A 23,081-nucleotide genomic window follows, 5' to 3' on the forward strand; every position below is an offset into this window, starting at 1 on the left:
TGATACGCGCCGCGGCGGAGCACCCCTCGGCGATTCTCAGTTTAACGGCCGAGCATCTGGGCCAGGCGCGCACGGGCGCGCCGGATGCGCGTCTCCACGGCTTTTTCGCTGATCGCAAGGAGTTCGGCCGCCTCGGCCTGGCTCAGTCCCTCTACCACGCACAGGACCAGGGGTTCGCGCTGGGATGCCGGAAGCTGCGCCACCGCGCGGGAAAGGCGGGCAAGCTCGGTGCGGTCGATCGCCTCTGCGTCCGGCAGGGGACGATCGTCGGCGTGCAACTCGGCAATCTCCCCGACCGGGATCGACAGACCGAGCATGCGCCGCACGGCACGCCGGCGCGCCCAGTCGCGTGCCTTGTTGAGCGCAATGCGCGCGAGCCATGCCGACATCGGTCGCTCCGGATCGAACCGGCGAAGCGCACCGTAAGCCGACACGAACGTCTCCTGCACGAGATCGAGCGCCTCGTCAGGATCGGCGACGTTGGCGAGGATGAGGCGATAGACGCGCCGCCGGTGGCGTCGCATGACTTCGGCAAAGGCATCGTCGTCCCCGACCGCGGACCGGCGAGCGAGGTCGCCATCCGAGAGTGCCGCTAGGTCCGACCTCACCGGGCGCCGGTGGTCAGCGACTTCGTGACAGCGCGATCAAACGCCGCCTGCTGATCGGGGCGCAGCAGCTGGCGCATGGCGAACACGTGCGCGAGCGTCGCCTTCTGAAGCTCGCCCATCGCGCGATGCGACGCATCCACTGCCGCCGCCACCCTCGGTCCGTTCGCGTGCTCGGCCTCGATCGCCGCCGCGAGCCGCGCATTGTCGGCGCGCAGCTCGGCCTCGAGCGCCTCGCGCCGCTCGGCGAATTCGCGTTCGAGCCGCTCGATCCCGGCCGCCTGGCCGGCGTCGAGGTCGAGGTCGTTGTGGAGCAGGGCATGCAGTTCGGACGACTGGGCATGGCGCTCCGGTATGATCGCGCGACCGACGAACACGCCGCCGATCGCCGCGACAAAGGCGACGACCGCGACCAGCGCGGTCCAGCGTCCGCGGGTCATCGATCGGCCAGCAAAAGCGTCGATGGGGCGAACGAACCCGCCACACCAAAGGGATCGATCGGGGCCGCGCTTGCCGGCGAGGCCGTCGGACCAGCGGTCATCGTTCCCAAGACGATCGCGCCGACCGCCGCGAGCGCCACGGCACCGATTCCGGTCCGTGCGCTCGTGCGGTTGACCCGCACCCGCTCGAATACGGTCGCGTCGATCGAGTCCAGTCCGGGATGATCTTGATCGGCGACCCGGCGGAGCGCGGTATCGAAGTCTAGGTCCATCTGGTTCTCCATGTCGTGGAATACGGCTGGGACGCTAGCAGCCCTCGCGGAAGCGCACAGTCGCGAAACACGAGGACCTCCGCGAGGGGCCAGGGGCTTTCGCGCGTATTCGACCACGATCCCGCCAACGTTTCCGATGGAGTAGATGATGCATTTCAAAGCGATTGCCGCCGCCGTTCTAGTGATGGCGGCCCCCGTCACGGCGCACCCCAAACTGGTCTCAGCGACCCCCGCGCCGAACGCCACGGTCGCGCCGACCACGCGAGTCCAGGTGACCTTTTCAGAGGCGCTGCTGCCCGACGGCTCGGGCGCGGACATCGTGATGACCGGCATGCCCGGCATGGACTCGCACCCGCCGATGAAGATGGCCGCGAAGGTCAACGTCAGCCCCGACCGCAAGACGATGACCCTCACGCTGGCGAAGCCGCTGCCAAAGGGCACCTATCGCCTCGACTGGCACGGCGTGTCTGCCGACACCCATCAGGCGAAGGGCAGCTACGCCTTCAAGGTGGCCTGAGAGAGGATCTGCCGGGCGGCGCGCGCCATGCCGATGCGCGCGCCGGTCCTCGCGTGCGGAACGACCAAGTAACGGGTCACACTCCGAACACACATCACGACATAAAGATATCTTTATATTCCGCCTTGACACCGCGTCGACGATGGTGTTGATCGCGGGGGTCGAGGTTCCGCATCCCAGGCATGGCGATGCGGCTAAGACGGGAAGCCGGTGGTGTCCGCAAGGGCAGAATCCGGCGCTGCCCCCGCAACTGTAAGCGGCGAGCGGACGCTCCATCTCGTGTCACTGGGCTTTGCGACAAGCCTGGGAAGGCCGGAGCCCCGCGTTGACCCGTGAGCCAGGAGACCTGCCTCCGACGCCATAACGTTCCTCGGACGGGGGTCCTCCGGTGGATCGCGCTTGACGCGACGGTCCCCGGTACCTGCCATCCGGACCCGTCCGATTCATGGCGCGCTCTCGCCCGGCCCCTGCCCGCAACAGCAGGTGGGTCATGACGAACAGCGGGTTCACGTTCACAGTCGGCAGCATCCCGTTCGACGAGGAATATCGTCCGGCCGACAACACGCGCATCACCACAAACTTTGCGAACCTGGCACGCGGCGAACGCCGCCGGGAAAATCTGCGCAACACGCTGGTGATGATCGACCGCCGCTTCAACGCGCTGATGCACTGGGACAATCCGGACGGCGATCGATATCGCGTGGCGCTCGAGATCATCTCGGCATCGCTAAAGATCGGGCACGGCGGCGGAGCCTTTCCGCTGATGGAGATGCTGCACACCCGCGTGACCGACACGTCCAGCGGTTCGTCCTACGCTGGTTTGATCGGCAACAACTTCTCGTCCTACGTTCGCGACTACGACTTCAGCATCGTCCTGCCGGATCACCTGAGGACCGGAAGCGACGGGCTGCCAGCGGGCTTCGGCGATCTGCACGGCAATCTGTTCAAGCACTTCCTCGATTCCAGCGCCTATCGCGATCGATTCCCGAAAGCGCCTGTCATCTGTCTGAGCGTGTCCACTCGCCAGGTCTATCATCGAACCGCGAACGTGCACCCTGTCCTCGGCGTCGAATATCGAAACGACGAAACGTCCCCGACCGACCGCTACTTCGAGAAGATGGGCATGAGCGTCCGCTATTTCATGCCGCCGCACAGCGTTGCGCCGCTCGCCTTTTATCACATCGGGGACCTGGTCTGCGACTATTCGAACCTCGAACTGGCCAGCACCATCAGCACGATGGAGACATTTCAGAAGATCTACCGTCCGGAGATCTACAACGCCAACTCCGTTGCGGCCGCGCATTACAGACCCAGTCTGGAATATCAGGACTATTCCCTGACCCGCATCGTCTACGATCGAGAGGAGCGCAGCCGGCTCGCCGCCGAGCAAGGCAGGTTCGCCGAAGAGCATCTCATCAAGCCACATGGCGACGCGCTTCGCCGCTGGCTCGCGACCGACACCTTTTGATTTCCCTTGCAAGACAGGTGATTAGATCATGACGACTTTGTTGCCGACGACGACGGCTGGCAGCCTGCCCAAGCCCGCATGGCTTGCCGAGCCCCAAACCCTTTGGGCGCCATGGAAGCTGGCGGGCGACGAGCTGATCGCGGGCAAGCGCGACGCGCTGCGTCTTGCGGTCGACGACCAGCAGCGGGCGGGAATCGACATCCTGGGCGACGGCGAACAGACCCGCCAGCACTTCGTTACGACCTTCGTCGAGCATCTGGACGGCGTCGATTTCGAGAAGCGCGAGGTCGTGCGGATCCGCAACCGCTACGACGCCAGCGTGCCGACCGTCGTCGGTGCCGTCTCGCGCCCCCGCCCCGTCTTTGTCGACGATGCCCGCTTCCTGCGCGCGCAGACGGACCGGCCGATCAAATGGACGCTGCCCGGCCCCATGACGATGATCGACACTCTCTACGACGCGCATTATCGCAGCCGAGAGAAGCTCGCCTGGGCGTTCGCCGGCATCCTGAACGAGGAAGCACGCGAACTGGAGGCTGCGGGCGTCGACATCATCCAGTTCGACGAACCCGCCTTCAACGTCTTCTTCGACGAGGCCAATGACTGGGGCATCGCTGCACTGGAGCGCGCGGCCGAGGGACTCAAGGCCGAAACCGCCGTCCACATCTGCTACGGCTACGGCATCAAGGCGAATACCGAGTGGAAGAAGACGCTGGGGTCCGAATGGAGGGAATATGAGCGGACCTTCCCCAACCTCCGGGCGTCGAAGATCGATATCGTCTCGCTCGAGTGTCGTAACTCCCGCGTACCGATGGACCTGATCGAACTGATCCGCGGCAAGAAGGTGATGGTGGGCGCGATCGACGTTGCGACCGATGTGATCGAAACGCCGGAGGAGGTTGCCGACACGCTGCGCCGCGCGCTTCGCTTCGTCGATGCCGACAAGCTTTATCCGGCCACCAATTGCGGGATGGCGCCGCTGCCTCGCGATGTCGCCTGGGGCAAGCTGAAAGCGCTGGGTGCCGGTGCGGAGATCGTCCGCCGGGAACTGGCCGCCTAACCGGCAGCCCGCAGCGTTCGACGCGGCGCAATGCTCGAACGCTCAGAGCCCGAGCTGATCGCGGTCCACCGTTGCGGCAACGAGCTCGGCGCGGGCGGCGGATCGGCGGAATTCGGCGTCGAGCTGGCGCAGCCGGGCGTCGGCGGCGCTTTCCTCGCGCAGGTTGACGAGGATGAAGTCGCTGGCGCCGAGCTGGAAGCGGCGGCGCTCGGCCGCGGCCATGCGGTCGGCGAGCGCGGTTTCGTCGGCGGCAAGCGCGACGAGGCGGTCGGCGGCACCCGCCTGAATCGCGAGGCCGTTCACCTCGACGAGGATCTGGTCCTCGATCAGCTTGCGGCGAAGGCGGAGGCCATCGGCCTCGGCCGCCGCCTCGGCGATCTTGCCGCGCGCCGCGCGCCGTTCGAGCGGCAGCGAGAAGCGCAGGCCGACGATCCCCTCGGCCGGTGTGCGCGACGATCCGCCGAGGCCCACCGGCCCCACGTCCTTCGCCGCTTCGGCGCGGATGTCGAGGCGTGGGCGAAGCTCGTTCTCGGCCAGCAGGCGCTTCACCTCGACCTGATCGAGCCTGACGAGGATCGCCTCGAGGTCGGGCCGCTCGATCCGCCGGGCGAGGTCGGGACCGAGCGCGGGCAGACGCAGTTCCGGGAAGCGACCGGGCAGGCGATCGGCGGCGGGAACGAGGCGCTCGCCGTTCTCGTCCCGCAGATAGAAGGAAAGCGCGTTGGCGGCGGCGGCAAGATCCTGTTCAGCGCGCACCACGAGCGTTTGGCGGCGGACGATATTCTGGCGGTTCTCGGTCCCCAGGATCTGCGGCCGTGCACCGAGCGCGATCTGACGCTCGATCGACGCCTGCCGCTCGCTCGCCAGCGACAGGAGGTCGCGATAGACCTGGACCCGCAGACCCGCGACGACCCAGGTCTGATAGGCGTCGATCGCGCGCCGCTGCACCCCGATCGCCACCATCTCCCGGTCGAGCCGCGCGAGCTGGATGTCCCCGCCGGCAAGGCCCAGCCGTCCGCGCCGCTCGTCGATCAACCGGTCGCGCATGAGGGAGAAGACGGCGCCCACCTTCACCTCGCCAAGCCGATTGGTGAAGGCTTTGTCCTCATAGATCGGAAAGTCGCCGCGCGACACGCGATAGCCGCCGAAGAGATAGCCGCCATTGTTGGCAAGCGGGCGCGTCGCTTTCCCCTCGACGACGGTGCCGTCATAATATCCCGCAAGCCGCGACTGCGCATCGCCCTCGAACAACAGATCGAAGGCGCCCTCCGCCGAGAGGCGGCGGCCGTCCGCCTGCCGCTCGCGCGTGATTGCCTCGAGGATCGCAGGCGCGTGCGTCGCCGAGGAGCGCAGCACCTCGTCGAGCGTGAGCGTCTGAGCCGCGGCGGGAGCGGCTGCGATCAGGGCGACGATCAATCCGAGCAGCCGGATCATTTCTTCACCTTGACCACCGGGTCGGGCGCCGGCCCCTTGGCATCGTCGGCGGGCCGGCGGAACTCGAGCGGGAAGTCGTTGAGCTGGCGCCACAGCTCATAGCCGACGCTGACGGTTTCCATCTGTATCCAGCCGCGCACCTTGCCGCCCAGCCGGACGAAGTCGGCGTCGGGCCAGGCGGGTTTGCCGGGCATCGGCTCGACAAGGACGCGGAACAGGCCGGTCGCCTGTGCCGAGGGGTCGATCGAGCGCACGCGCCCGTCGAACATGCCCTGCGCGACCGAAGGCCAGCCGCTGAACTGGATCGCCGGCCAGCCCTCGAACGCCAGGCGGACGGGGCGACCGGGGCGGATGACGGCAATGTCGCGACCATCCACCATCAGCTCGACGATGCGGACCGGGGTTTCGGGCGCGATCATCGCGAGGATGTCACCGGCCGCGACCAGCGTCGCCCCCGCGGCGGCGTTGATCGACTGGATGCGTCCGTCACGGGGCGCACGGACGGTCTGCACCGACTGGCGGTTGAGCGTCACATCGACGCGGGTGAGCTTGGCGCGCGCCTCGGCCAGCTTGGCGCGATGGTCCGCGACCTTGATCTGCGAGGCTTCGTAATCACGGCGCGCGGCCAGTCCTTCGGCCAGCAATTGCGCCGAGCGCCCGACGTCGATCTGCGCCACGGCCATCGCCTGCTCGGCGGCGGCGATTTCCGCCACCACCTGCGCACGCTCGGCGGCGAGGCGGGCGAGGAGATTGGGGTCGTTATCGACGATCCGCGCGATCGGATCGCCGCGGCGGACGCGATCGCCGTCCTGCACGTACCAGCGCTCGACCCGGCCGGGGACGAGCGCAGTTACTGCCTGGACCCGGTCCTGCGGGTCGAGCGCGGCGACCTGACCCGCGCCGGGCGAGGTCTGAACCCAGGGGACGAAGAACAGGATCGCTGCGACCGCGCCGATGCCGATTGCGATGAGCCAGGCGATGACGCGCGTGACGCGTGGCGGGCGGATGCCCGCCAGCGTCGGGAAATGGACGATATGGTCAGGCCGAAAGGGCATCGCCGCCTCCTTCGCTGGCAAGGGCAATCAGCTCGGCCTCGGTCCCGCAACGGCGCTGCTCGCGCGAGCCGAGCCAGAGTGCGCCGTCGCGCGCCAGCCCCTGTGGCCGGCGGGTGAACTGGAGCACGGTGGTGTCACCGCGCAGCCGTGCGAGCACCGCATCGACGCGCTCAGGCGGCAACAGGTCGTAGAGGGGCGACAGGAACAGGAGCTTGGGCCGGGCGAGCAGCGCCGCGGCAAGTTTGAGCGCCATCAGCTCGCCGACCGACAGTGGCCAGCCCGAGGTCGACACGATCGTGTCGAGCCCGTCGGGCAGGCCGGCCAGCCGCTCGGCCAGCCCCACCGTCTCCAGCGCGTCGACCATCCGCGCCGCATCGCCCGAGGCGGCGAGCGTCAGATAGTCGCGAATCGAAATCTCGACGAAGCTCGGCCGGTCGAGCACCATCACCTCGGCGCGCAGGCGATAGGTATCGAACCCGCCGATATCGCGCCCGCCGATGACGACAAGGCCGCGCGCGGGCGTCAGGTGCCGCTTGAGCATCATGCCCAGCACCCGGTCGGCGCCGGGCGCGGCGACGACGGCGAGTTGTTCGCCGGCGGCAACCTCGAAGTCGAAGCGGTGGCCGTCGTGCTCGGCGCGGGCGAGGCGGATGGCGCCGTCGGCCGGCCCCTCCCCCTCGCCGGTCGCCTGCCCCGGTTCCTGCGGCACGTCCCAGAAGCGCGACAGCTCCTCGAGGCCGGCGGCGAGATCGTAGAGCGATTCGAGATAGGGACCGAACTGGGCGATGCCGTAGAAGACGCCCGACAGGATCAGCTCGGCGGCGACGAGCTGGCCGATCGACAGCTGGCCTTGGATGATGAGCCAGCCGCCCAGCGCCAGCAGCGCGGCGCTGGCGATCGCGTAGATCAGGAGCAGCGCCAGCGTCTGCGCGAAGGTGTAGCGGAAATGGCGGCGGTGCGCGGCGACATAGGCGGCGGTCACCGCCTCCGACCGGTCCATCGCGAAGTCGAGATGCCGGCTCGACTTGTAGAAGCCGTTCGAGCCGCCGACGCTTTCCAGCCAGTGCGCCGCCTCGTGCTTGGCCTGGCTCTTGGCGACGGCGCTGCGGATCGCGCCGGAGGCCCAAAGCTGCCAGACGATGAACAGCGCGAGCGCGAGGACGGCGTTGAAGGCGAGGAAGAAGGGGTGGTAGAAACTCGTGACGACAAGGCCGACGGCGCCCTGCAGCACGATTGTGAAGCCGCCGATCAGCAGGCTGGGCAGCGCCTTCTGCACCGTCATCAGGTCGAAATAGCGGTTGAACAGGTCGCCGTTACGCGCATCGGCGAAGAAGGGATTCTGCGCATGGACGGCGCGCAGCGTGATCTCTGCGACGACGCGCGCATAGAGCCGCCGCTCGAACAGCGCGAGCAGATGGACGCGGAACGCCGCGAGGACGCCTGCCATCAGGAGCAGGAGGAACAGGAGCCCCGCCAGCGTGAACAAGGGCGTCGGCAGCGCAGTATTGGCGACCGAGTTGATGAGCAGCTGGACCGAGATCGGCGTCGCCAGCGACAGGAGCGAGATGGCGACGCCATACACCACCGCCAGCCGCACGAAGGCGGCGTCGGGGGCCAACACCAGCCCTATCCATCCTGCAAAGGCCCGGATGCCCGGGCGCGTGGCCGCCATTCCCTGTTCTCCCCTGTTCGAACGGCCATCTGTGCCCAAGCGTCCATCGGATCAACTGAGGGTGGGCTATATTGACGATAGGTTTTTCCTATTGCGCAACATCGCGAAGCAATTGCGCAAGAGTCAGAAATGCGGGCGCCCGTCCGGCCCCTGCGCGCCACGCCAAGCCGATCTCGCGATACTGCCGCCCGCCAGCGAACGGGCGCACGATCAGGTCGTCACCGCCGCGCACCTCCTGCCGCACATAGAGCCGCGGCAGCAGGGCAAGTCCCATGCCCATCCCCGCCATCTGCCGGATCGCATCGAGGCTGGTGCCCTCATAATCACGCAGCACATGCGCGCCCGCCGCCTGGGCGAGCGCCGCGACCTGCTCGCTCATCCGGTACTGGGGCTGCAGGGTCAGGAGACCGCGCCCCTTCAGATCGGCGATCCCGATTTCCTCGCACTTCCTGAGCGGATCGTCGGCGGCCATGCCAAGGAACAAAGGCTCGCGGAACACCCGCTCGACGTGAAGGCCGCGGTCGTCGATGGGGAGCTGGACGAGGATGACGTCATGCGTGCCGTCAGCAAGCAGCTCGACCAGCCGGTTCGGCAGCCCCTCGCGCACATGAACGCGCAGATCGGGGCTGTTCGCGTGCAGCCGCGCGACGAGCTGTGGCAGGATATAGGGACCGAGCGTCGGCGAGACGCCGAGGCGGATCGTCCCCGACAGCGCGTCGCTGCGTCGATCGGCCAGCGCCTCGACCGCGGCCACCTCTGCCAGGACGCGCCGCGCGCCCGCCACCGCCTCTCGCCCCAGCGGCGTCAGGATCGCGCCGCTGCTGCCGCGCTCGACCACGCGGCCGCCCAGCGCCGCCTCAAGCAGCTGAATCTGCTGCGAAAAGGACGGCTGCGAGACGCCGACCGCCGCCGCGCCGCGCGTGAAGCTGGTGGTGTCGGCCAGCGCGACGAGGTAGCGCAGCTGGCGGAATGTCAGTCGCATCGCACTTCGTTCGGCCCCCCGCACATCGTCGCAGGGTCGCTATGCTGCCCGCCGCCGCGGCGCGATGCAACGGACCCGCCCGTCGTCGGTTCGGCAACCGGACGCTCCTATTCGAAGAGGCCAAGCAAATGAACGACAAGCCCGCTTCCGACCGCGACGCCCGCGTGGCCGAGCGCGCCTATGCCAAGTGGGAAGCGGAGGGGCGCCCCGCCGGCCGGCACGACGATCACTGGCACGATGCCGCGCGCGAGATCGACGCCGACCCCATTGCCGGTGCCGTGCCCGAGGCGATCCCAATCGCCGAACGCGAGGCGACCGCCGAACCGTCGAAGCCGAAGCGCGCGCCGAAGAAGGTCGCGACCGGCGACGCCCCCACCCCGGTGCGCAAGCGCGCGCCCGCCGGGATCAGGCCGAAAAAGGCGGGGGAGTGATGGCGGCGAACAGCGCGGCGTACTGACGCGCCGCGCTTGCCCACGACACGTCGGTCGCCATGCCGTTGCGCTGGAGCCGCGCCCAGGCTTTGGGCTCTGCCGCGAACATTGCCATCGCCCGCGCGAGCGCCGCGCGAAGCGATGCGTCCGAACCGGGCGCGAAGTGAAAGCCCGTCGCGACGCCCTGCGCCAGCGCGTAGGGGCTTGCGTCGATCACCGTGTCAGCCAGCCCGCCCACGCGCGCGACGATCGGTACCGCGCCATAGCGCAGCGCATACATCTGGGTGAGGCCACACGGCTCGAACCGGCTGGGCATGACGAAGGCGTCAACGCCACCCTCGATCGCGTGCGCCAGCGCCTCGTCATAGCCGATACGGACGCCGACCGCGCCGGGGTGCGCAGCGGCGAGGTCGGCAAAGGCCGCTTCGAGCCCCGCCTCGCCGCTTCCCAGCATGGCGAACTGCGCGCCGCCGGCGATCAGCTCGGGCATCAGCGGAGGAAGAAGGTCCATGCCCTTCTGCTCGGTCAGCCGCCCGACCGAGCCGATCAGGAAGGCGCCCGGATCCTCGTCAAGGCCGAAGACACGCTGCAGCGCCGCCTTGTTCGCGGCGCGTCTGTCGAGGTCGGCCGCATCGAAGGTCACCGCCAGCGCCGGGTCGGTCGCCGGGTTCCAAACTTCGGTGTCGATGCCGTTGAGGATGCCCGACACCACCTCGCCGCGCCCGGCAAGCAGGCCGTGCAGGCCCATGCCGCCCGCCTCGCTCATGATCTCGGTCGCATAGGTGGGCGAAACGGTGGTGATCCGGTCGGCGAAGATCAAAGCGGCCTTCAGGAAGCTGATCTGGCCGTAATACTCGATCCCGTCGAGCGCGAACGCCTCGGCCGGCAATCCCAGCGGCCCCAGCAGCCAGGCGGGAAACACGCCCTGGAAGGCGAGATTGTGGATCGTCGCCACCACCCCCGGCCGGCGCGCGGGCGGGTCGTAGTGGAGATAGGCCGCCGCGAGCCCCGCCTGCCAGTCGTGGAGTTGGAGCACGTCGAAGACCAGCCCATCAACCCGCCCCGAACCAAGATCGGCGGCCGCGCGCGCAAAGGCGCCGAAGCGGTGCGCGTTATCGGGCCAGTCCTCGCCGTCGAAGCCGAGATACGGGTTGCCCGGCCGTTCGAACAGGTGCGGCGCGTCAAGGACGATGAGGTCGAGGTTCGCTGCCTTCGCGCGCACCAGCGTCGCCGGCCCGCCGGCCAGATCCGGATAGGCGTGGAGCCGCTCGCCCTCGATGGCCGCCAACACCGCAGGATAGCCGGGCACGAGCGTCGTCGTCACCACGCCCTCTTGCGCCAACGCCGCGGGCAGCGCACCTGCCACGTCGGCAAGGCCGCCGGTCTTGACGAGCGGATAGACCTCCGACGCGACCGACAGCAGGCGGATCACGCCTTCAGCGCCTCGATCATCTTGGCGGTGATGAGGCAGATGCCGTTCTCTGTCCGGCGAAAGCGCTTGGCATCGAGCACCGGGTCCTCGCCGACGACCAGCCCCTCGGGAATTTCGACGCCGCGATCGACGATGACGTTCTTCAGGCTCACCGACCGCCCCACCTTTACCCGCGGCATCATCACCGCATTCTCGATCGTCGAAAAGCTGTTGATGCGGCATCCGGTAAAGAGCAGCGAGTGGCGAAGCTGTGCGCCCGAGACGATGCAGTCACCCGAAACGAGCGACGAGATCGCCTCGCCCCGACGCCCGTCCTCGTCATGGACGAACTTGGCGGGTGCGGTCATTTCCGAATAGGTCCAGATGGGCCATTCGCGATCGTAAAGATCGAGGGCGGGCACGGTATTGGTAAGGTCGATATTGGCGGCGAAATAGGCGTCGAGCGTGCCGACGTCGCGCCAATAGGGTTCCGATTCCGGACCGGAGCGCAGCGCCGACTTGCTGAAATGATGCGCGCGGGCATTCCCGTCGCGGACCAGTTTGGGCACGATGTCCTTGCCGAAATCATGGCTGCTGTTGGGGTCCGCCGCGTCCTCCTCGAGGATCTGTGCGAGGAACTCGGTCTCGAAGACGTAGATGCCCATACTCGCGAGCGCGAGGTCGGGGCGGCCGGGCATCGGCGGAGGATCGGCGGGCTTTTCGAGAAAGTCGACGATCCGGTCATTCTCGTCGACGTGCATCACGCCGAACGCGACCGCCTCCATCCGCGGCACCTCGACACAGCCCACGGTGACGCTCGCACCCGTTTCGCAATGCTCCTCGAGCATCACGCCGTAATCCTGCTTGTAGATATGGTCGCCCGCCAGGACGAGCGTGTAGCGCGGCGCATAGGAGCCGATGATGTCGAGGTTCTGATACACGGCATCGGCGGTGCCGAGATACCAGTTCTCTTCCGACACGCGCTGGCTGGCTGGCAGGATATCGAAGCTCTCGTTGCGCTCGTTACGAAAGAAGCTCCAGCCGTTCTGGAGGTGGCGGATCAGGCTGTGCGCCTTGTACTGCGTCGCGACGCCGATGCGCGGGATGCCCGAATTCAGCGCATTGGACAGCGCGAAATCGACGATCCGGGTCTTGCCGCCGAAATAAACCGCTGGCTTGGCGCGGATGTCGGTCAGTTCCATCAGCCGGCTGCCCCGACCTCCGGCCAGCACGATCGCCATTGCCTGGCGCGTGACCAGGCCCCTTAATGTTGCACTCGGCGGCATCGTCGCTCCCCCACGCCTGTCGGCGATAGAGCGCGGCGACAGCCTGCAAGTTCCATGTCTCTCACGATAAATCCTCAGGCATGGCACTTCTTCGCACCTGCGGCGTTCGGGGGTCTTGGCGCGATTGGGGGTCGCATGGGGCAAGCGGGTTCTTCGTCACTGCATTGGCTGCGCGATCCGTTCGCCTTTCTGGGGCGGCATGACGGGATGGTGCGGGTATTCCAGCCGGGTGCCGAGCGGGTGACGCTGATCGCGGGCGGTGCGGAATCCGATCTTCAGGCCGAGGGAAGCGAAGGGCTTTTCACCGGCCCCGCGCCCGCGGGCGATTACCGGGTCCGGACGCAATGGCCCGGCGGCGGGTCGAGCGAGGCGGCCGACCCCTATGCCTTCGCGCCGCAGCTAGGCGATCTCGACCTCCATCTGCTGCGCGAGGGATCGCACTGGGACCTTGCCCTGCGCCTTGGCGCGAACATCGACGCGGTGGACGGCGTCGAGGGCACGCGCTTCGCCGTCTGGGCACCCAATGCGCAGAGCGTCAGCGTCGTCGGCGATTTCTGCAGCTGGGACACCAGGCGGCTGCCGATGCGGCTGCGCCACGATGGCGGCATCTGGGAACTGTTCGTGCCCGGCGTCGGCGCAGGCGCGCGTTACAAATATGCGGTTCTCGGGGCCGACGGCGTGCTGCGCGAAAAGGCCGACCCCCTCGCCCGCGCGACCGAACATCCGCCCGCCACCGCCTCGATCGTCGCGCCGCCGCCCGACTTCGCGTGGACCGATGCCGCTTGGATGGCGGACCGGGGCGAACGGCAGCATCCCGGCGCGCCGATCTCGATCTACGAGCTTCACGCCGGGTCGTGGCGGCGGCCCTGGCATGGCGGCGAGCATGACTGGGACGCGCTTGCCGACCAGCTCATCCCGTACCTTACCGACATGGGCTTCAGCCATGTCGAGCTGATGCCGATCGCCGAGCATCCGTTCGGCGGCTCCTGGGGCTATCAGCCGCTGTCGCCCTTTGCGCCCTCGGCCCGATACGGCGACGCGGTGGGGTTCGCGCGCTTCGTCGATCGCTGCCACGCGGCGGACATCGGCGTCATCCTCGACTGGGTGCCGGCGCACTTCCCCTCCGACGCGCACGGCTTCGCACGCTTCGACGGCACCGCGCTCTACGAGCATGAGGACCCGCGCGAGGGCTTTCACCCCGACTGGAACACGCTGATCTTCAACCTCGGCCGGCGCGAGGTGGCGGGGATGCTGATCGCCTCGGCGCTCTGGTGGCTCGAGCATTTCCACGTCGACGGCCTGCGCGTCGATGCGGTCGCCTCGATGCTCTACCGCGACTATTCGCGGCGTGAGGGCGAGTGGGTGCCCAATGTCCATGGCGGGCGCGAGAATCTCGAATCGATCGACTTTCTGCGCCGCATGAACGCGATGGTGCGCGAACGCTGTCCCGGCGCGATCACGATCGCCGAGGAATCGACCGCCTTTCCCGGCGTGACCGCCGCGCCGGAGCATGGCGGCCTCGGCTTCACCTTCAAGTGGAACATGGGGTGGATGAACGACACCCTGCGTTACATGGAGGAGGATCCGATCAATCGCCGCTGGCATCACGGGCTGATGACCTTCGGCCCGGTCTATGCCTTTTCCGAGAAGTTCATCCTGCCCTTGAGCCATGACGAGGTCGTCCACGGCAAGGGATCGCTGATCGCCAAGATGCCGGGCGACCCCTGGCAGAAGTTCGCCAATCTGCGCGCGTACCTCGCTTTCATGTGGGCGCATCCGGGCAAGAAGCTGCTCTTCATGGGCGGCGAGATCGCACAGTGGCACGAATGGCATCATGACGGGCAGATCGACTGGGCGGCGCTCGGCGATCCCAATCATGCCGGGGTTCAGGCGCTGGTCCGCGACCTTAACGCACTCTACCGAGCGGAGGGATCGCTGCATCAGAGCGACGCCGACGAGCGCGGCTTCGCCTGGGCGGTGGGTGACGATGCGGAGAACAGCGTCTTCGCCTTTCACCGCCGATCGGCCTATGGCGCGTCGCCGCTCCTTTGCGTCGTCAACCTGACGCCGGTACCGCGCCATAGCTATCGCATCGGTGTCGAAGCCGGCACGTGGGACGTCGTGCTGAACTCCGACGACCCGTGCTATGCCGGCAGCGGCCTCGAAACCGCGTCTTCGGCCGAGGCGCAGCCCGTGCCCGCCCACGGCCACCCCCATTCGGTCGAGCTGGTGCTACCCCCGCTCGCCACGCTCGTTCTCCGCCATCAAGGAGCCTGAGGCTTTGACCCGCATCCCCGATCGCCTCGAAAGCGGCGTCCCCTACCCCCTGGGCGCAACGTTCGACGGGCTGGGCGTCAATTTCGCCGTCTTCTCCGCCCATGCCGAGAAGATCGAGCTGTGCCTGTTCGACGAAAGCGGGCGGCAGGAGATCGCGCGGCTCGAACTCCCTGAATGGACCGATGAGATCTGGCACGGATACCTGCCCGATGCGCGGCCGGGGCTGCTCTACGGCTTTCGCGCGCACGGGCCCTATGAGCCCGAGCAGGGCCACCGCTTCAATCCCAACAAGCTGCTGCTCGACCCCTATACCAAGCGCACCTTCGGCCGCGTGCGCTGGAGCGATGCGCTACACGGATATCGGGTCGCCAGCCCCCGCGCGGACCTGAGCTTCGATCGCCGCGACAGCGCGCCCGCCATGCCCAAGTCGGTGGTCGTCTCCGACAGCTTCGACTGGGGCGACGACCGACGGCCCAATACGCCCTGGTCGGAAACGGTGATCTATGAGGCGCATGTGAAGGGCCTCACCCGCCTGATGGAGAGCGTGCCCGCCGCCGAGCGCGGCACCTATCGCGCGCTCAGCCACCCCGACGTCATCTCCCATCTCCAGCGGCTGGGCATCACCGCGATCGAGCTGATGCCCGTCCACGGCTTCGTCCAGGACCGGTTCCTCAAGGAAAAGGGGCTGGTCAATTACTGGGGCTACAATACCCTCGCCTTCTTCGCGCCCGAGGGCCGGTATCTGGGCCGCGGCGATGCCGACGACCTGCGCCTTGCGGTGCGACGGCTGCACGCCGCGGGGATCGAGGTGATCCTCGACGTCGTCTACAACCACACCGCCGAGGGGAGCGAGCTCGGTCAGACGATGTGCTTTCGCGGCCTCGACAACGCGACCTATTACCGGCTGCAGAAGGACAATCCGCGCTACTGCGTGAATGACACCGGCACAGGCAACACGCTCAACCTCGACCAGCCGCGCGTGCTCCAGATGGTGATGGATTCGCTTCGCCACTGGGCCGAGAGCTATCGAATCGACGGCTTCCGCTTCGACCTGGGCGCGACGCTCGGCCGGACCGGGGACGGCGGATTCGATCCGGGTGCGAGCTTCTTCGACGCGCTCAGGCAGGACCCGGTGCTCGGCCGGGTGAAGCTGATCTCGGAGCCGTGGGATATCGGGCCGGGCGGCTATCAGCTCGGCAATCACCCGCCGGGCTTTGCCGAATGGAACGACAAGTTCCGCGATTCGACCCGCCGCTTCTGGCGCGGCGATGCGGGCGTCCGGCCCGAGTTTGCGGCGCGCATCCTGGGCTCGGGCGACCTGTTCGACCGGCGCGCGCGGCGGCCCTGGGCGAGCGTCAACTTCGTCGCCAGCCATGACGGCCAGCCACTGACCGACATCACCCGCTACGAACAGCGCCACAACGAGGCCAATGGCGAGGACAATCGCGACGGCCATTCGGAGAACCTGTCGTGCAACTGGGGGGTCGAGGGGCCGACCGACGATCCCGCGATCAATGCCATTCGCGACCGCGTGCGCCGCTCGATGCTCATCACCCTGCTCGCCTCGCTCGGCACACCGATGCTGCTGGCGGGCGACGAGTTCGGGCGGACGCAGATGGGCAACAACAACGCGTATTGCCAGGACAACGAGATTAGCTGGCTCGACTGGAAACAGGCGGCGACCGAGGAGGGCCAGAACCTCGCCCATTTCGTGCGCCGCCTGATCCTGATCCGCCGGCACTATCCGCTCGTCCGGTCAGCGACGTTCCTTTATGGCGAGGAAATCGCCCCCGGCATCCGCAACATCGACTGGTTCGACGAACGCGGCCAGCAACTCTCCCCCGAGGACTGGCAGAACCCGGAGGGCAAGGCACTGGTCATGCGCCGCGCCCGCATCCTCGACGACGGCAGTTTCGAGGCAATCACGATGCTGATGAACGGGTCGCAGGCGACGCTCGAGTTCCAGTTGCCCGAACCGCACCACCACCGCCGGCTGCTCGTCGACAGCGCAGATACCGAGATCGGCGAATATGACCTTGAGGGCTCGACGATCGAGGTGAAGGATCGAGCTGCGATCCTGATCCACGCCACCGGCCCCGTCGCATGAGGTGGGGGCCGGAACCGCTGGCGGGCGGCGGGACGCGCTTCGCGATCTGGGCACCGGGCGTCGAGGCGCTGACGCTCGAGATCGAGGGCGGCGATCCGCTGCCGATGACGCCCGAGATGGAGGGCTGGTTCACCGCCGACACCGATACCGGGCCGGGCACGAAGTATCGCTATGGCCTGCCAGGCGGCACCGCGGTCCCCGACCCGGCGTCGCGCGCGCAGGCGGGCGACGTGCATGGATGGAGCGTCGTCACCGATAGCGCGGCGTACGAATGGCGGCAGGCTGACTGGCGCGGACGGCCATGGACCGAGGCCGTGATCCAGGAGGTGCATGTCGGGGTGCTCGGCGGCTATGCGGGCGTCGCCGGACGGCTGGACGAGATCGCCTCGACGGGCTTCACCGCGATCGAGCTGATGCCCCTTGCCGCGACCGGCGGCCTGCGCAACTGGGGCTATGACGGGGTGCTGCCCTATGCGCCCAATGCCGCCTATGGCAGCCCCGACGAGTTGAAGGCGCTGATCGACGCCGCGCACCAACGCGGGCTGATGGTCTTCCTCGATGTCGTCTACAATCACTTCGGGCCGGACGGAAACTACCTTCCCACCTATGCGCCCCAGTTCTTCAAGGCCGATGTCCACACGCCATGGGGCGGCGCAATCGACTTCGCGCGCGAGCCGGTGGCGCGCTTCTTCATCGATAATGCGCTCTACTGGCTGGGCGAGTTCGGCTTCGACGGCCTGCGCCTCGATGCCGTCCATGCGATCGGCGACAACGACTTTCTCGACCAGCTCGCCGGCGAGGTTCGCGCAGCCTTTCCCGATCGCCACGTCCATCTGGTGCTCGAAAACGAGGATAACGATCCCGACCGGCTGGCGGGTAGGTATGACGCGCAGTGGAACGACGACTTCCACAACGTTCTCCATGTGCTGCTGACCGGCGAAACCCACGGCTATTATCGCGACTTCGCCGAGGATCCGGCGGAAAAGCTCGCCCGCTGCCTGGCCGAGGGGTTCATCTATCAGGGCCAGGGTTCGCCCAACCAGAAGGGCAAGCCGCGCGGGAGCCCCAGCGGTCATCTCTCCCCGATCCGGTTCGTTAGTTTCCTCCAGAACCACGACCAGATCGGCAACCGCGCGCTCGGCGAACGGCTGACGCGGCTGACCGACAAGGCGCGGCTGCGCGCGGCGACGGCACTGCTGATCCTGTGTCCGCAGGTGCCGCTGACCTTCATGGGCGACGATCTGGGCTCGGAGGCGCCGTTCCTCTTCTTCACCGACTTTCACGACGAGCTGGCCGATGCCGTCCGCGACGGCCGCCGCGCCGAGTTCGCGGGCCATCCGGGCTTCGGCGACGAGGCGGCGCGCGAGGCGATTCCCGATCCCAATGCGCGCTCGACCTTCGAGGCGTCCGATCCGATACCTGGCCCCGATGCGGCCGAGTGGCATGCGCTCTATCGCGAGCTGCTGACGATCCGGCGCGAGCGGATCGTGCCGCTGCTGGGGGACACGGCGGCGATCGGGGCGGAGGTGATCGGCGACCGCGCGGTCCGCGCGCGCTGGCGGTTGGGCGAGGCGGTGCTGACGCTCGCCATCAACCTGAGCGACACGGCGGTAGCCGTCTCCGGCGAGTCCGAGTTGCTGTTCGCCACGGGCGAAGTCGGCGAGCCAGCCTCCTTCGCCGCGTGGCTCAAGTGAGCGACGCCGCGGTTCTTAACCTGGCCGAGGCGGCGGGCATGCTCGTCGATTGGGAGGATGCCGGCGGCGTCGCTCGCCGCGTGTCGATCGACAGCCTTCGCGCGGTCCTCTCCGGCCTCGGCTTCGACTGCGACAATGCCGGGCAGTGCGCCGACAGCCTTGCGCGATTGCACGCCGGGGTCGCCGACGCCTGCTGCGTCGTCGATGCCGGCACGCCGCTGACCGGGTTCGAAGGACGCGGGCGACTGACGCTGGAGAGCGGCACGGCGATCGACGTGAGGCCGGGCGATCCGGCCCGGGCGATCGGCTACCATCGGCTTGAGCATGCGGGCGGCGAGATCGAGCTGATCGTCGCGCCCCCACGGGGTGTCGGGATCGAGCCGGCCGAGCGGCTGTGGGGCACCGCGGTCCAGCTCTATTCGCTCCGCGGCGGCGGCGCGATCGGCGACTTTGCCGCGCTCGCCGACTTTGCGGGCGAGGCGGCGCGCGCGGGCGCCGACGCGCTGATGCTCAGCCCCGTCCATGCGCTCTTCACCGCCGATCCGGGGCGCTATAGTCCCTACTCCCCGTCAAGTCGCCGCTTCCTGAACCCGTGGTACGCACCCGTCGATACGGCCGATCCAGGCGGCGAACTCATCGACTGGCAAGCCGCTGTCGATGCGCGGATGGCGGCGCTGCGGCGCGACTTTGCTGCGCAGCATGAGACGCCCGCATTCGCCGCTTATCTGGCGAGCGCCGGTGCCGATCTGAAGCGCCACGCGCTGTTCGAGGCGCTGTTCGCCCATTTCGGTACGCGCGGCTGGCAGGACTGGCCCGCGGCCTATCATGACCCCGCCGGCGACGCTGCCTCCGCGTTTGCGCGCGAGCATGCTGGCGAGATCGACTTCCATCTCTACGCCCAGTGGCGCGCCGAGCAGGGCCTCGCTCGCGCCGCCGATGCCGCGTCGGACATGCGCATCGGCCTCGTCACCGACATCGCCGTCGGCATCGACGTGGGCGGCAGCCATGCCTGGACCGCGGGCGACGAGCTGATGCTCGGCATCGGCATCGGCGCGCCGCCCGATGCCTTTCAGGCCGCCGGACAGAATTGGGGGATCACCAGCTTCTCGCCCTTCGCGCTGCGCACCAAGCATTATCGCCCTTTCATTGACCTCCTCCGCAGCGCGATGGCGCATGCGGGCGGCATCCGCATCGACCACGCGCTGGGCCTTCGCCGGCTGTGGGTGGTGCCAAACGGGGCCTCGCCGCTCGACGGCGCGTATCTCCGCCAGCCCGAGGATGAGTTGCTGCGGCTCATTGCGCTCGAGTCGGTTCGGGCAGGAGCGATCGTCATCGGCGAGGATCTGGGCGTGGTGCCGCCGGGCCTGCGCGAGGCGCTCGACGACCGCGGCATCCTCGGCATGCGCGTGCTGCCGTTTGAACGGACTAAGGACTGTGGTTTCGTGGCGGCGGCCGACTATGACGCGGGCGTCGCAGCGATGACGAGCACCCACGACCTCGCCCCCGTCGCCGGCTGGTGGCGCGGCACCGACGTCGAATGGCGTGCGGAGCTGGCGGGCGAGGCATCGGACCTCGCGCCGCGCGCCAAGGAGCGCGAAGCGTTCTGGACTGCCGCGGTCGGGGCAGGCGTGGCCGAGGGTCCGCCGCCCGACGCGCCAGACGCCGCGGTCGACGCCGCCGTCGCCTTCATCGCCGCCACGCCCGCGCGGCTCGCGATCGTGCCGGTTGAGGATCTGCTCGGCGTCGATCAGGCCCCCAATCTGCCCGGCACGGTGGACGAGCATCCCAACTGGCGCCGCCGCCTGCCCGCCCCCGCCGCAGAGCTGTTCGCCCGCCCCGAGGTGGCTGCCCGCATTGATCGCATCATCAAGGGACGTGGCCGATGATCCCGCGAGCGACCTATCGTATCCAGTTCCATGCAGGCTTCACCTTTGCCGATGCCGCAGGGCTGGCCGACTATCTCGCCGATCTCGGCATCAGCCATCTCTACGCCTCGCCGATTACCACCGCCAAGACCGGGTCGATGCACGGCTATGACGTGGTCGATCCGACGACGATCAACCCGGCGCTGGGCGGCGAGGACGGGTTTCGTGCGATGGCGGCGGCGCTGCGCGGGCGCGGGATCGGCATTATTCTCGATATCGTCCCCAATCACATGGGCGTCGGCGGCGATGAGAATGCATGGTGGCTGGACGTGCTCGAACAGGGGCCGGGCAGCCGCTACGCCCGCTTCTTCGACATCGACTGGCAGCCCACGGGCCAGCTCCTCGCGCCATTCCTCGGCTTGCCCTATGGCGAGGCGCTCGCGTCGGGTGCGCTCAAGCTGAGTGACGACGGCACCGCGGTGATCGCTCATGGCACGCACCGCTTCCCGATCCGCCCCGAGGATCGCGCGGAGGTCGCCGCCGATCCGGGCGCCTTTGCCAACCCCGACCGGCTCCACGACCTGCTCGAGCGCCAGCGTTACCGCCTCGCCTGGTGGCGCACCGCCGCGGACGAGATCAACTGGCGGCGTTTCTTCGATATCACCGAACTCGCCGCGCTGCGGATCGAAGATCAGGCAGTGTTCGACGCGGTCCATGCGTTGCCGCTGCGCTTGTATTCTGAGGGCCTGATCGACGGCCTGCGCATCGATCATGTCGACGGCCTTGCCGACCCGCCGGGCTATTGCCGACGGCTGCGCGCCGCAATGGAGGCAGTCCGGCCCGGCGGCTATCTGGTGGTCGAGAAGATCCTCGCCGCCGACGAGGCGCTGCCGACCGACTGGCGGACTGACGGCACCAGCGGCTACGACTTCATGAACGAGGTCGCGGCACTGCTCCACGATCCCGCGGGCGAGGCGCCGCTAACGCAGCTCTGGACCGAGATCAGCGGCCGTCCAGGCGACTTCCATGCGGAAGAGCATCGGGCGCGCATCGAGACGCTGGACCGCACTTTTCCCGGCCAGCTCGACACAGTGGTCACTGCCTTCCACGCGATCGCGCCTCGCGACCTTACGCAGGGGATGATCCGCCGCGCACTGACGGCGATCCTGCTCGAGTTCGTTGCCTATCGCAGCTATGCCGGCAGCGAGTCAGACAATGGCGAGCGCCTCCGCGCCGCCGCCGCACGCGCGGTGACGGCGCCGGGCGAGGACGACCTGCCCGCCCGCCTGGCCGAATGGATGCTGACCCGGCCCGAGGCGCGCGACGCCGCCCGCCGGTTCGAGCAGCTGAGCGCCCCGCTCGCGGCCAAGGCGGTCGAGGACACCGCCTTCTATCGCTATGGCCGCCTCCTCTCGCGAACCGATGTAGGGTTCGATCCGGCGCGGTTCTCGCAGCCGGCGGCCGAGTTCCTCGGCCGCGTCGACGCGCGTGCGCGGGACTTTCCAAACGCGATGCTCGCCACCGCGACGCACGACCACAAGCGCGGCGAAGATGTGCGCGCGCGGCTGGCGGTGCTGAGCGAGGTGCCGGACGAGTGGCGCACGCTGGTCGAGGGGATCGACCTCGCCGGGACCGGGATCGACGCGGGCGATGCGTCCATGATCCTCCAGACGATCGTCGGTGCCTGGCCGATGGCGGGCCCGCCGACGAGTGACTTCGCCGAGCGGATCGGGGCCTGGACGACGAAGGCACTGCGCGAGGCGAAGCTACGCTCGTCCTGGACCGCGCCTGACGAGGCGTACGAACGGCGTGCGATCAGCGCGGCGACGCAGATGATCGGAGCGCCCGCGGTCGGCACCTTCGCGCAGCGCATCGCACCGGCGGGGGCAATGAACGGCCTCATGCAGGCGGCGCTGCGATGCACGCTGCCGGGGGTGCCCGACACCTATCAGGGCGCCGAGTTCTGGGACCTGAGCCTCGTCGATCCCGACAATCGCCGCCCGGTCGACTATGCCGCGCGGCGGCCGGTCGCGCGGTGGGAGGAGGTCGGGCTGGACGACTGGGCGAGCGGACGGATCAAGCAGGCGCTGATCGGCCATGCGCTCGGGCTGCGACGTGCACATCCTGCGATGTTCGAGGCGCCGGTAACACCACTTGCCGTCACCGGTGCGCGGGCGGGGAACGTGGTGGCGTTCGAGCGGCGTGCGGGTGAGCAGGCGCTGGTGGTTGTCGCGCCGCTCAGGGCGAGCGCGGGGGTTGGCGAGCGGCCGATCGTAAAGCCGGATTGGTGGGGCGATACGTCGATAAAAGTCGGAGGCGAGCAGCGCGGTGTTGCTGCTCTGCTGGGGGAGAGGCCGGTCCATATCGCGGTGCTCTGACCCACGTTTCCCACCCAGGCCGCCCCTCACCCGTCGCCCCAGCGAAGTCTGGAGCTGCCCGCGGCTCGTGCAGCGCTTCTTCATCAAGCGATCCCAGCGCTCGATGGGGCGACGAGGTTCAGGCTCAGGT

Annotated in this window: 18 protein-coding genes and 1 riboswitch; of the genes, 9 read left to right on the plus strand and 9 right to left on the minus strand. The window is 68.3% G+C overall.

From position 1 onward, the window contains the following. Positions 1–41: 41 nt before the first annotated feature. Genes COC42_RS03645 through COC42_RS03655 form a run of 3 tightly spaced genes read right to left on the minus strand, consistent with a single transcriptional unit; the run spans position 42 to position 1,317 of the window. Complete coding sequence (locus COC42_RS03645) at positions 42–608, minus strand: RNA polymerase sigma factor (protein WP_096341883.1); 567 nt, start codon at positions 606–608, stop codon at positions 42–44. Continuing rightward, complete coding sequence (locus COC42_RS03650) at positions 605–1,045, minus strand: periplasmic heavy metal sensor (RefSeq protein WP_096341884.1); 441 nt, start codon at positions 1,043–1,045, stop codon at positions 605–607. Before COC42_RS03650 ends, COC42_RS03645 begins: the two co-directional genes overlap by 4 nt. Then, on the minus strand, positions 1,042–1,317 hold the full coding sequence (locus COC42_RS03655; protein WP_141395772.1) for a hypothetical protein: 276 nt from the start codon (positions 1,315–1,317) through the stop codon (positions 1,042–1,044). Before COC42_RS03655 ends, COC42_RS03650 begins: the two co-directional genes overlap by 4 nt. A 148-nt stretch (positions 1,318–1,465) precedes the next feature. On the opposite strand from COC42_RS03655, the gene copC reads away from it, so the two are divergent. The 3 genes from copC (at position 1,466) to COC42_RS03670 (ending at position 4,359) form a co-directional block, all read left to right on the plus strand. Next, complete coding sequence (gene copC, locus COC42_RS03660) at positions 1,466–1,834, plus strand: copper homeostasis periplasmic binding protein CopC (RefSeq protein WP_425442795.1); 369 nt, start codon at positions 1,466–1,468, stop codon at positions 1,832–1,834. 147 nt (positions 1,835–1,981) lie between these two features. Continuing rightward, positions 1,982–2,202: riboswitch (cobalamin riboswitch) on the plus strand. A 122-nt stretch (positions 2,203–2,324) separates the two neighbouring features. Further along, positions 2,325–3,302: a putative oxygenase MesX gene (locus tag COC42_RS03665; protein ID WP_096341887.1), complete on the plus strand. Its 978-nt coding sequence runs from the start codon at positions 2,325–2,327 to the stop codon at positions 3,300–3,302. A 28-nt stretch (positions 3,303–3,330) separates the two neighbouring features. Beyond that, entirely contained in the window at positions 3,331–4,359 is a 1,029-nt protein-coding gene (locus COC42_RS03670) for a methionine synthase (RefSeq protein ID WP_096341888.1), read from the plus strand. Between the two features lie 42 nt (positions 4,360–4,401). Here the strand turns inward: COC42_RS03670 and COC42_RS03675 are convergent, their stop codons facing one another. The 4 genes from COC42_RS03675 to COC42_RS03690 form a co-directional block, all read right to left on the minus strand. Continuing rightward, positions 4,402–5,793, minus strand: coding sequence for a TolC family protein (locus tag COC42_RS03675; protein WP_096341889.1), 1,392 nt, complete (start codon positions 5,791–5,793; stop codon positions 4,402–4,404). Further along, on the minus strand, positions 5,790–6,848 hold the full coding sequence (locus tag COC42_RS03680) for an efflux RND transporter periplasmic adaptor subunit (protein WP_096341890.1): 1,059 nt from the start codon (positions 6,846–6,848) through the stop codon (positions 5,790–5,792). The genes COC42_RS03675 and COC42_RS03680 overlap by 4 nt, the downstream gene beginning before the upstream one ends. Continuing rightward, the gene (locus COC42_RS03685) at positions 6,832–8,520 is read right to left on the minus strand and encodes an ABC transporter transmembrane domain-containing protein (RefSeq protein ID WP_096341891.1); all 1,689 of its coding nucleotides are present in this window, start codon (positions 8,518–8,520) and stop codon (positions 6,832–6,834) included. Before COC42_RS03685 ends, COC42_RS03680 begins: the two co-directional genes overlap by 17 nt. A gap of 88 nt (positions 8,521–8,608) precedes the next feature. Next, the gene (locus tag COC42_RS03690; protein ID WP_096341892.1) at positions 8,609–9,502 is read right to left on the minus strand and encodes a hydrogen peroxide-inducible genes activator; all 894 of its coding nucleotides are present in this window, start codon (positions 9,500–9,502) and stop codon (positions 8,609–8,611) included. Positions 9,503–9,630: 128 nt separating this feature from the next. Here COC42_RS03690 and COC42_RS03695 point away from each other — a divergent pair, with 128 nt between their 5' ends. After that, positions 9,631–9,933, plus strand: coding sequence for a DUF2934 domain-containing protein (locus tag COC42_RS03695; RefSeq protein WP_096343074.1), 303 nt, complete (start codon positions 9,631–9,633; stop codon positions 9,931–9,933). On the opposite strand, the gene glgA is transcribed toward COC42_RS03695, so the two are convergent. Together glgA and glgC are read right to left on the minus strand one after the other, a co-directional pair. Beyond that, positions 9,908–11,365: a glycogen synthase GlgA gene (glgA, locus tag COC42_RS03700; protein WP_245843818.1), complete on the minus strand. Its 1,458-nt coding sequence runs from the start codon at positions 11,363–11,365 to the stop codon at positions 9,908–9,910. The two genes, COC42_RS03695 and glgA, sit on opposite strands and share 26 nt — an antisense overlap. After that, positions 11,362–12,585: a glucose-1-phosphate adenylyltransferase gene (glgC, locus tag COC42_RS03705; RefSeq protein WP_217991255.1), complete on the minus strand. Its 1,224-nt coding sequence runs from the start codon at positions 12,583–12,585 to the stop codon at positions 11,362–11,364. Before glgC ends, glgA begins: the two co-directional genes overlap by 4 nt. Positions 12,586–12,765: 180 nt before the next feature. Between glgC and glgB the strand changes: the two genes are divergently transcribed. The 5 genes from glgB to treY are packed head-to-tail and all read left to right on the plus strand — an operon-like array spanning position 12,766 to position 22,951. Next, positions 12,766–14,907 carry a 1,4-alpha-glucan branching protein GlgB gene (gene glgB, locus COC42_RS03710; RefSeq protein WP_096341894.1) on the plus strand — a complete coding sequence of 714 codons (2,142 nt, stop codon included), beginning with the start codon at positions 12,766–12,768 and terminating at the stop codon, positions 14,905–14,907. A 4-nt stretch (positions 14,908–14,911) separates the two neighbouring features. Beyond that, entirely contained in the window at positions 14,912–17,014 is a 2,103-nt protein-coding gene (gene glgX, locus COC42_RS03715; protein WP_096341895.1) for a glycogen debranching protein GlgX, read from the plus strand. Continuing rightward, on the plus strand, positions 17,011–18,708 hold the full coding sequence (treZ, locus tag COC42_RS03720) for a malto-oligosyltrehalose trehalohydrolase (RefSeq protein ID WP_096341896.1): 1,698 nt from the start codon (positions 17,011–17,013) through the stop codon (positions 18,706–18,708). Before glgX ends, treZ begins: the two co-directional genes overlap by 4 nt. After that, positions 18,705–20,594, plus strand: coding sequence for a 4-alpha-glucanotransferase (gene malQ, locus COC42_RS03725; RefSeq protein WP_245843821.1), 1,890 nt, complete (start codon positions 18,705–18,707; stop codon positions 20,592–20,594). Before treZ ends, malQ begins: the two co-directional genes overlap by 4 nt. Continuing rightward, positions 20,591–22,951 carry a malto-oligosyltrehalose synthase gene (gene treY, locus COC42_RS03730; protein WP_096341897.1) on the plus strand — a complete coding sequence of 787 codons (2,361 nt, stop codon included), beginning with the start codon at positions 20,591–20,593 and terminating at the stop codon, positions 22,949–22,951. Before malQ ends, treY begins: the two co-directional genes overlap by 4 nt. Positions 22,952–23,081 lie beyond the last annotated feature (130 nt).

The sequence above is a fragment of the Sphingomonas spermidinifaciens genome, from assembly GCF_002351485.1.
Lineage (GTDB): Bacteria > Pseudomonadota > Alphaproteobacteria > Sphingomonadales > Sphingomonadaceae > Sphingomonas > Sphingomonas spermidinifaciens.